The sequence below is a fragment of the Streptomyces tendae genome (genome assembly GCF_014650435.1).
Classification (GTDB): domain Bacteria; phylum Actinomycetota; class Actinomycetes; order Streptomycetales; family Streptomycetaceae; genus Streptomyces; species Streptomyces tendae.
In genome coordinates this window covers 1-600 of sequence record NZ_BMUY01000102.1, presented here as the reverse complement: position 1 = coordinate 600, position 600 = coordinate 1, and the positions used below count along the sequence as shown (strand labels likewise).

Annotated in this window: 1 protein-coding gene; it reads right to left on the bottom strand. The window is 71.7% G+C overall.

Translation table 11 applies throughout. The annotated features are described in order from the left end of the window. Positions 1 to 600: acyltransferase domain-containing protein (locus IE258_RS40830; RefSeq protein WP_189750843.1), on the bottom strand; the 600-nt coding region annotated here is incomplete at both ends.

The following is a 600-nucleotide window of genomic DNA, read 5'->3' as shown; positions in this document are numbered from 1 at the left end:
AGTCCACGAATTCGTTCAGTGCTTCGCTGCAGGCGAGCATGGAGTCCGCGAACACCGGCGACGAGTCCAGCAGCTCCACTGCCATCCCCGCCCACTGTGATCCCTGCCCCGGAAACACGAAAACGGGCTTGGTGGCGAGTTCGGCGAGCCCCTTCACCAGCCCGTTCCCGGGCCGGTCGGCGGCGAGGGAGTCAAGGCCGGCGACAAGTTCGTCCCGGTCGCCACCGACGACGAGGGCACGCCGGGCAAGGGCGGACCGGCTGGTGGCGAGCGAGAACGCCACGTCGGCGGAGGCCAGTCCGGGGCGCTCGGCCACGTGTGCGCGCAGCCGCTCGGCCTGCGCGCGCAGGGCGTCCGGGGAAGCGGCGGACACCGGCCAGGCGACGACGTCCGTACCGGAAAGAACAGGTGTCCCCTCGTCATCGGCCCCGCCGTCCGCCTCACCGGATGCCTCTACGGCCTCGGCCGCCTCAAGGATCACGTGGGCGTTCGTCCCGCTGATCCCGAACGACGACACCGCGGCCCGGCGGGGCTGCCCGGCCTCGGGCCACTCGCGCGACTCGGTGAGCAGCCGTACGTTTCCCGCCGTCCAGTCGATGT